Source organism: Dietzia aerolata (assembly GCF_014144865.1).
Lineage (GTDB): Bacteria > Actinomycetota > Actinomycetes > Mycobacteriales > Mycobacteriaceae > Dietzia > Dietzia aerolata.
Window position 1 is genome coordinate 1 of record NZ_JAALDM010000326.1, and the last position, 7917, is coordinate 7917.

Consider the following 7917-nt stretch of genomic DNA (forward strand, 5'->3'; position numbering starts at 1 on the left):
GGCTTCCAGATCGTGCTTGGACTGGGTGCGGAAGGCGATGTGCGTCTCGGTGTCCAACACGCCGGGCACCTTGTTGAGCTGGTCGGAGACGACGTCGGCGATCTGCTCGTTGCGACGGGCACGGACCAACACGATCAGGTCGATGGTGCCCGTGACCGAATAGACCTCGGACACCCCGTCGATCTCGGCGATGGCTGACGCCACTTCCGGGATGCGCGCGGTATCGGCGTTGACAAAAACGATGGCGGTGATCATGACGATCAGATTACGTCGCCCCGTGGTCATCCCGCCGAGAGTAAGGTCCCGTTCATGATCTATGGGGAACTGTTCGAGATTGGTCAGGAAAAGCAAACCGACAAGCACTTTGCGCTGCAGAACTCGAAGCTACTCAAGGTCACACTCGGCAATCAGTCCGTGATGGCCCGGACCGGCTCGATGGTCGCCTACCAGGGCCAGGTCGGGTTCGAGCACGGCGGATCGGGCGGGCTGGGCAAGATGTTCAAGGCCGCCGCCACCGGCGAGGGCGTGCCGCTCATGAAGTGCACCGGCCAGGGCGAATTGTTCCTCGCCGACAACGCCGCGGACATCCAGATTCTCTACCTGGAGAACGATGCGATTTCCGTCAACGGCGCGAGCGTGCTGGCCCTGTCGACCGGGATCGACTGGGACATCCACCGCATCGGCTCGAGCGGCGGGATGAGCGCCGGCGGCATGTACAACGTCGCGATGAGCGGCACCGGGTTCGTGGCCATCACCACCAAGGGCACTCCAGTCGCGTTGGACGTGGCTTCGGCCCCGACCTTCGCCGATCCCCAGGCCGTGGTGCTGTGGACGGCCGGCGTGAAGATGGACGTCCGCATGGACACCGGCGGCCTGAAGTCATTGATCCGCGGCGGCAGTGGCGAGACGTTCCAGCTGGCGTTCGGCGGTCAGGGGCTCGTGCTGGTGCAGCCCGCCGAGAACGTGGTCAAGGACGCGGGCCAGGAGGCTGGCGGCGCGGGCGGCCTGGCGGGCCTGTTCAACTAGGTCGCTGGGCCCGCCAGGGTCCGCATGGGTATGGGTCCGCGTTGGCCCGCGTAGGGCCGGCCGACACCGTCAGCGCATGTTCTCGGGCGTCCAGAAGGCGCGCATCGAGGTGACCTTGCCCTCGTCGTTGTGGACCATGTGATCCCACACGTTGATCGTGGCGGAGTTCTCGGCGTCAAAATGCGTGGTGATCTCGAAGTTGAACAGCAGCTCGTTGCCGCAGACGCGGGCTTCGAGCACCTTGCCGTCGATCTTCATCGCCACGACGGTGGCGTAGAACTCGCGGACGGCGGCCGCGCCGTCATGGACGGTGCCGCCGCCGACGGGGTCCTCGACCGTGGCGTTGTCGGCGTAGAGGGCCATGACGGCGTCCAGGTCGCCGGCCTCCAGGGCGGCGATGTAGGAATCGGCGGTGGCGCGGATCAGGTCGGGTGAAACGCTCATGGGTGGGGACCTTTCGGGGACGACGACAACTTCAACAGCGTGTCCCCCAGCCTAGAACGTGTTCTCGTTCTGTGGGTTTCTTCGCTGCGACCCGGCGGGCGAGCGTTCGCGGGCGAGCCTTCGCGACAGAGTGCGGAACACCCCTCGTCGTTGCGGACCCCTGCCGGCGGTTCTACGCTTCCCCCACCATCTTCTCTCGACAGTCGATCGGCGGCCGCGGGGCGACCGCTGGAGGAGCGGGGTACGCCATGTCCACATCGAATGCATCCGCTCCGGCACCTGATCAGGAGTCGTTCCACACCGGCCGGGTGGTGATGATCTCAATGGTCGCCGCGCTGGGCGGCTTCCTGTTCGGCTTCGACACCGCGGTGATCAACGGCGCGGTGGACGCGGTGCAGACGAGTTTCGAGATCTCACCGGCCCTGACCGGGTTCACGGTCTCCTCGGCGCTGCTCGGGTGTGTCGTGGGCGCGTACCTCGCGGGCCGGCTGGCCGACCGGTGGGGGCGAACCCGCGTCATGGTGCTGGCGGCGACGTTGTTCACGATCAGCGCGTTGGGGTCCGGCTTCGCGTTCGGCGCGTGGGACCTGATCCTGTGGCGGGTGATCGGCGGGCTGGGCGTCGGTGCGGCGTCGGTGATCGCGCCGGCCTACATCGCCGAGGTGGCACCGCCGGCGATCCGCGGCCGCCTGGGCTCGCTACAGCAGCTCGCGATCGTATCCGGAATCTTCGTCGCACTGCTGTCGGATGCCTGGTTGGCGGGCGTGGCCGGCGGCGCGATCGAGGAGCTGTGGCTGGGCGCGGCGGCCTGGCGGTGGATGTTCTGGGCGGAACTGATCCCGGCGGTGATCTACGGCGTCCTGGCCCTGACGATCCCCGAATCGCCGCGGTATCTGCTGGCCAAGGGTCTTGTCGATGAGGCTCGCAAGGTCCTGCGGTCCATCCAGTCCAGTGGCGTGGACTCGCGGATCAGCGAGATCCGGGCGACGGTCCGCGAGGACCGTAAGCGTTCTTGGCGGGACATGCTCACGCCGAGTGGCCGCAACCTGTTGCCGATCGTGTGGATCGGCGTGATCCTGTCGGTATTCCAGCAGGCCGTGGGCATCAACGTCATCTTCTACTACTCCACGACGCTGTGGCAGTCGGTCGGCTTCGCGGAGGAGGACGCGCTCACGCAGTCGGTCATCACGTCGGTGACGAACATCGTGGTGACCGTGGTGGCGATCGCGCTGATCGACAAGATCGGGCGCCGCCGACTGCTCATGACGGGCTCGATCGGTATGACGATCTCGTTGGCGGTGATGGCGGCGATGTTCAGCCAGGCCACCATGGTGGCGGGCCCGGACGGCGAACTCGCCCCGCAGCTCGGCGACACGCACGGCGTGATCGCGCTCATCGCGGCGAACGGTTTCGTGGTGTTCTTCGGCATGTCGTGGGGCCCGGCGGTGTGGGTCCTGCTGGGCGAGATGTTCAACAACCGCATCCGCACCACGGCGCTCGGGTTGGCCGCGGCCGCGCAGTGGCTGGCCAATTTCGCGGTCTCCACGGCGTTCCCGCCGATGGCCGAGTTCAGCCTGACGTTCACCTACGGGTTCTACGCGGTCTCCGCGCTGCTCTCGCTGGTGTTCGTGGCGAGGTTCATCCCGGAGACGACGGGCCGGTCGCTGGAGGACATGGAGTAGCCGCCCCGCCGTCCCGCGCAGGCCACCGCCCCACCAGCAACCGTCACCCCGCGCCGTCAGGCCGCGCCGTCAGGCCGCGTCGTCTGGTGTCCTCACCAGGCAGTACAGGTCGGTCCGCAGGTCGGCGGGATCCATGTCGGGCGAGGGCTCGGTCACGTAGCTCTCCCAGAACGGGTTCCCGGGCGCCCGCCCCATCGCGCCGATCTCGCCGAAGAACTCGCCCCACGCCCGGCCCAGCCCGTCGAATCCGCCGAGGTGGCTGGTCACGGCAACCTCGCCGGCGGGGATCACGGACGCCACCAGTCGCATGCCGTCGATCTCCACCGCATCGTCGTCGAGCTGCTCGATCAGCGGCCCGTCCAGGGGAAACCCGATTTCCACGTCCGCAGCGGCGTCGGGGCCGTCGGTCAGGCGCGTGTACAGGGCAAACGCGGGCCCGGCGGGCGTGAGTCCCTGCTCAAAGGCGGCGGGGAAGAGTTTTCCGAACACCGCGTCGAACAGCCCCGCGATAGTCGCCATCGGCACGTCAGCGGCCTGCACCACGACTGTCGGCACGGCCGGCGCGCGCAGGATCCGCACCCCGTCGACGGGCTCGGCGCCGAGCGCCGGGTAGCCGCCCGGCGCGTTCTCGGCGGCCGCGGGGCCGCGCCCCACGGAGGTGCCGTCCGGAGCGGTACCGTCCGGGTCCGCGGGTGAACCGTCCGGTGACGGATGTGACGACGACGACATGGTGTGCCTTCTTCCAGTGACGGATACCTGATTCCCAGTGTGCGCCCATTTCCCACCTCACGCCCGACCTTTGCCTCTCGCGAGCCCCGGCCTGCCCGGCCACGACGGGACCGACCGGTGCGGATGCATGATCGGCGTGTGAGGCGGACACTCGGGGCATGTCCACGTATCGATTCCGCACTCCGGACCGGACCATCGAGCTGGGCGAGTTCGGCACCGCCCAGGAGGCACTCGAGGCCGCGGTCGACCTCCACCGCGCCGGCAACGACGCCGACGGCCACGACGGCGGCCACCACGACACCGCCCGCCGCGACCGGGACTCCGCCCCCACCGACGGCACCCTCGAGGTGCAGGTGGGAGGCGAATGGCATCCGGTGGACCTCGAGGGGGACATGGCGTGAGCGACCACGTTCAGTGCGCGACCTGCGGCGTCGAACGGGCCCGGCCGCTGCCCGAGGTGTGCCCGATCTGTGCTGATGAGCGCCAGTTCGTGCCGCGCTCCGGGCAGCGGTGGACGGGTCCCGCCGAGGCCGCTGAGCGTGGTGCCCGGCTGGAGTTCGTCGATCTCGAGCCGGGTGTCGTCGGCGTGACGCAGCGCGACTGCCCGGGTATCGGCCAAAAGCCCGCACTCATCCGGACCGAGCACGGAAACGTGATGGTGGAGGCGCCGAACTTCATCGACGACGCGGCCGTGTCCGCCGTGCGCGAGTTGGGCGGCATCTCGGCGATCATCGCCTCGCATCCGCACATGTATGGACTGCAGTCGGTGTGGTCACGGGCGTTCGGCGACTGCCCGGTCCACGTCTCCGCCGCCGATGAGCACTGGCTCGGGGTGCGCCCCACCAACACGGTGGTCTGGGAGGGCCGCCGGGAGGAGATCGAGATTCTGCCCGGCGTGCGGGCCAGCCAGCCGGGCGGACATTTCCCCGGCAGCGCGGTGGTCCACTGGACGGCGCCGGATGGTCGCGGGGTGCTGTTCAGCGGGGACACGATCGGGGCGACCGCCGATCCCCGCTGGGTGACCTTCATGCGCTCGTTCCCCGTGTGGATCCCGCTGTCCGGGTCGGTGGTGCAGCGGATCGCCGATCACGTCGAGCGGTACGAGTTCGATCGGCTGTACGGCAACTTCGGTTCCGGCATTCCCGATGGTGCGCAGGACGCGGTCCGGCGTTCGGCCGAGCGCTACGCGGACTGGGTCGGCGGCCGGTACGACCACCTCACCTGACGGTCTCGGCTCCGAATCCAGGACGAGGGCCAAGGCAAGGGCCGGGCCGTGGCCACCGGCCGGGACCCGTGCGGATTCAGCCCTGATCACGGGCCTTCGCCTCTGCCAACTTCCTCACCTGCGACAGCCGATCGTCCCAGCCGCGTGAAACCGCTCCGAGTAGGTCCGAGACTTCTCGAATGCGAGCCGGGTCGACACTGTGCACGCGTCGCCGCTGTTCGGTACGCACGGTCACGAGCTCTGCGTCGACCAGTTGACCCAGGTGTTTGGCGACAGCCTGGCGGCTCACCCCGAGTTCGCGGGCAACGGCGCCGGCATCGTCGGGCTGCTGCACCAACCGGACCAAAATCCGGCGGCGGGTCCGGTCCGCCAGCGCGGCAAAAACGTCGTCGGCTTCGTCGGTGAGAAGTCCCGCGGCGACATCGTGGCTCACAGGGTTCACGTCGCTCCCTCGGCGCGTCGACGGGCCACGTCGAGTTCGATTCCCCAGCCTTCAGAATTCTCTTCGAAACGCCTCCGCCGCTCGATCGCGTCCGCGTCAAGGGCGGCGAAGCCGGTTTCCTTGACCGTCAGCACCACGCCGTCTCCGTCCGGGCGGATGGTGAACTCGACCGTGTTGGCGGGCGTGTCCTCGAGGGCTCCCACCTTGCCTCCCAGCCATCGGAAGACCGCGCGGCGCGGAGGATCCAGTTCAACCGTGCCGATGTGGAACTCCCCGTGGACGGGGTCGACGACCCGGGAAACGTCACCATCGGTGGTGACCTCGTGGTCTGTCCATTCTCCGTCGTTGATGAACCATCCGGGCTCGGAGACGATGTCCCACACAGTGGCCGCATCAGCCGCGATGTGGATGCTGCGTGTGATCTCGTCCGGCACGTCCTCGGTGGTCACCTGTGCGTCTGCATCGGTCATGTCCTCGCACCTCCTGCCGCCAACGGTCGCACACAATGACCGCTACTGCAACCATTTAGTTGCAGTAGAAGCTCCGTCGCCGCTCCGGCGAAACGTGTACAAGCCTTCGGCACGTCCGAAGAACGTGTACACGAAATCGCGTTTCGTGTACACGTTTCGGCTACTGACCGACCCGCGCGATCTCCGCCTCGGCGAGGTCCCAGTACCGCTCGGCGAGCGCCGGATCCGATGCCTGCTCACTGCGACCGATGAGCGTGGGCATGCCTCGCAGATGTCCCATGGCATCGGGACCGACGTAGCTGCACGGCGGCAGCGGGCGGGTCGCGGCGAACATCGTCGTCAAGGCCGCCTGCGACGCGGGCTGCGCGAAGACCGAACACACGCCGGTGATCACCCGATCGAGCACAGCGTTGCCGGTGGCGTTGGAGATATTGGTGGCCGCCCAACCGGGGTGCGTGACCTGGACGTCCACGCCGGGTGCGCCGGCCGTCGCCCGTCCGTCGCGGAGCCGGCGGTCCAGCGCGAGCCCCCACAACAGGTCGGCCAGCTTGGACTGGGCGTACGCGGCCGCCGGGCTCCACCGACGCCGGCGGAAGTGGGGGTCGTCACAATCGATCGCGCCGCTCTTGTGCGCGTTGGAGCCGACGACGACCACCCGCCGCCGCACGAGCGGGAGCACCAGGTTGGTGAAGAGGAATGGCCCCAGGGCGTTGACACCGAGCACCATTTCGAAGCCGTCCTCGGTCTCGCGGCGGCGCGGCGTGATGCCCCCGGCGTTGTTGACCAGCACGTCGATCGACTCGTCGGGCCCGGTGAGCAGGTCGTCCGCGGCGCGGCGCACACTCGCCAGCGAGGCGAGGTCCATCTCCACCACCCTGGCCTCGCCGGGCAGTTCGTCCGCCACCTGCCTGCCGCGGTCGGTGTCGCGGACGGCGAGGATCACCCTGGCCCCGTTCCGGGAGGCGGCCCGCGCGGTCTCGAGTCCGACGCCATTGGTCGCGCCGGTGATCAGCCAGGTCTGACCGCTCAGGTCAGGGATGTCGATGCTTCGGGTGGACACGCGCCCAGAGTAACGTCCGGCACCATCGTTCACCCGCGCCCGGCGCGTGAATGACTAGGCTCGACCCCGTGTGGTCCCGCCTGAACCGCCTCTTCGACGCCGAGGATCCGTGGATCCGTCCACTGCCGCCCGGCTATCTCCGCGCGGACATCACGCTCGCCGTGGTGATGTTCGCGTGCTCGGCGTTGGGCATCGAGATCCTGCGGAGCATGGGCGTCCTGGCGGGCGAATCCGCCCCGCTGTGGGCCCAGTACCTGTCGATGGCCACGGCCGCGGCGATCCTCGCCATCCGCCGCCGCTTCCCGCTGACCACCGGCATCGCCGCGACTCTACATCTGCTGATCCTGGGCAGCGTGATGCCGCTCGTCATGGGGCAGGTGTCCCAACAGGTGTTGTACTTCGTGGCGGTCTACTCGTCGGTGGCCTGGGCCCGGGACCGCCGCGCGCTGGTGGGGGTCGCCACGGGCATCGCCGCAGCGCTGGGCGTGTGGCTGGCCTGGTATCTCGCGCTCGGGTCGGGGATGCAGCAGATCCTCGACGCGGTCTCCGAGACCGAGCCGGGCAGCGGCCTGTTCCCCGCGGTGCCCTCGTATCTCGTCTACACCGCGCTGATCAATATCGTGTACTTCGGCGGCGCGGCGGCGCTGGGTATCGCCGCGTGGCGGTCGGCGCACCGGCAGGCTGCGCTGGTGGAGCAGGCGCGGACCATCGAGCGCCAGGCCGAGGAGCTCAAGGACGCCGCCGTCACCGAGGAGCGGCTGCGGATCGCCCGCGAGTTGCATGACGTGGTGGCGCATCACATCGCGGCGATCGGGGTGCAGGCCGCCGCCGCGCGCCGC

At 68.8% G+C, this 7917-nt stretch carries 11 protein-coding genes; 5 read left to right on the forward strand and 6 right to left on the reverse strand.

The features are described from left to right. A partial coding sequence (locus G6016_RS16220) for an Lrp/AsnC family transcriptional regulator (RefSeq protein ID WP_182633640.1) occupies positions 1 to 255 on the reverse strand: 255 nt, incomplete at its 3' end. A 54-nt stretch (positions 256 to 309) separates the two neighbouring features. Here G6016_RS16220 and G6016_RS16225 point away from each other — a divergent pair. Further along, positions 310 to 1026, forward strand: coding sequence for an AIM24 family protein (locus G6016_RS16225; protein ID WP_182633631.1), 717 nt, complete (start codon positions 310 to 312; stop codon positions 1024 to 1026). 69 nt (positions 1027 to 1095) lie between these two features. Here G6016_RS16225 and G6016_RS16230 read toward each other — a convergent pair whose 3' ends face one another. After that, on the reverse strand, positions 1096 to 1470 hold the full coding sequence (locus G6016_RS16230; protein WP_182633632.1) for a nuclear transport factor 2 family protein: 375 nt from the start codon (positions 1468 to 1470) through the stop codon (positions 1096 to 1098). A gap of 248 nt (positions 1471 to 1718) precedes the next feature. Between G6016_RS16230 and G6016_RS16235 the strand changes: the two genes are divergently transcribed. Then, complete coding sequence (locus tag G6016_RS16235) at positions 1719 to 3152, forward strand: sugar porter family MFS transporter (RefSeq protein ID WP_182633633.1); 1434 nt, start codon at positions 1719 to 1721, stop codon at positions 3150 to 3152. A gap of 69 nt (positions 3153 to 3221) precedes the next feature. Here G6016_RS16235 and G6016_RS16240 read toward each other — a convergent pair whose 3' ends face one another. Next, entirely contained in the window at positions 3222 to 3881 is a 660-nt protein-coding gene (locus tag G6016_RS16240) for a GyrI-like domain-containing protein (RefSeq protein ID WP_182633634.1), read from the reverse strand. A gap of 158 nt (positions 3882 to 4039) precedes the next feature. Between G6016_RS16240 and G6016_RS16245 the strand changes: the two genes are divergently transcribed. Continuing rightward, complete coding sequence (locus tag G6016_RS16245) at positions 4040 to 4282, forward strand: hypothetical protein (protein ID WP_182633635.1); 243 nt, start codon at positions 4040 to 4042, stop codon at positions 4280 to 4282. Next, positions 4279 to 5106, forward strand: coding sequence for an MBL fold metallo-hydrolase (locus G6016_RS16250; protein ID WP_338403651.1), 828 nt, complete (start codon positions 4279 to 4281; stop codon positions 5104 to 5106). The genes G6016_RS16245 and G6016_RS16250 overlap by 4 nt, the downstream gene beginning before the upstream one ends. A gap of 76 nt (positions 5107 to 5182) precedes the next feature. Here G6016_RS16250 and G6016_RS17600 read toward each other — a convergent pair whose 3' ends face one another. From G6016_RS17600 to G6016_RS16265, 3 genes are all read right to left on the reverse strand, one after another. Beyond that, entirely contained in the window at positions 5183 to 5548 is a 366-nt protein-coding gene (locus G6016_RS17600; RefSeq protein ID WP_264886367.1) for an ArsR/SmtB family transcription factor, read from the reverse strand. Further along, complete coding sequence (locus tag G6016_RS16260; RefSeq protein WP_182633637.1) at positions 5545 to 6018, reverse strand: SRPBCC family protein; 474 nt, start codon at positions 6016 to 6018, stop codon at positions 5545 to 5547. Before G6016_RS16260 ends, G6016_RS17600 begins: the two co-directional genes overlap by 4 nt. A gap of 160 nt (positions 6019 to 6178) precedes the next feature. Further along, positions 6179 to 7078: an SDR family NAD(P)-dependent oxidoreductase gene (locus G6016_RS16265; protein ID WP_182633638.1), complete on the reverse strand. Its 900-nt coding sequence runs from the start codon at positions 7076 to 7078 to the stop codon at positions 6179 to 6181. A gap of 68 nt (positions 7079 to 7146) precedes the next feature. Between G6016_RS16265 and G6016_RS16270 the strand changes: the two genes are divergently transcribed. Further along, on the forward strand, positions 7147 to 7917 hold a 771-nt coding region (locus tag G6016_RS16270; RefSeq protein WP_182633639.1), incomplete at its 3' end, for a histidine kinase.

Bases quoted from the DNA above. Each gene is read 5' to 3' on its own strand.
- G6016_RS16235 (WP_182633633.1), top strand. From the start codon at position 1,719: ATGTCCACATCGAATGCATCCGCTCCGGCACCTGATCAGGAGTCGTTC.
- G6016_RS16245 (WP_182633635.1), top strand. From the start codon at position 4,040: ATGTCCACGTATCGATTCCGCACTCCGGACCGGACCATCGAGCTGGGC.
- G6016_RS16260 (WP_182633637.1), bottom strand. From the start codon at position 6,018: ATGACCGATGCAGACGCACAGGTGACCACCGAGGACGTGCCGGACGAG.
- G6016_RS16230 (WP_182633632.1), bottom strand. From the start codon at position 1,470: ATGAGCGTTTCACCCGACCTGATCCGCGCCACCGCCGATTCCTACATC.
- G6016_RS16240 (WP_182633634.1), bottom strand. From the start codon at position 3,881: ATGTCGTCGTCGTCACATCCGTCACCGGACGGTTCACCCGCGGACCCG.
- G6016_RS16225 (WP_182633631.1), top strand. From the start codon at position 310: ATGATCTATGGGGAACTGTTCGAGATTGGTCAGGAAAAGCAAACCGAC.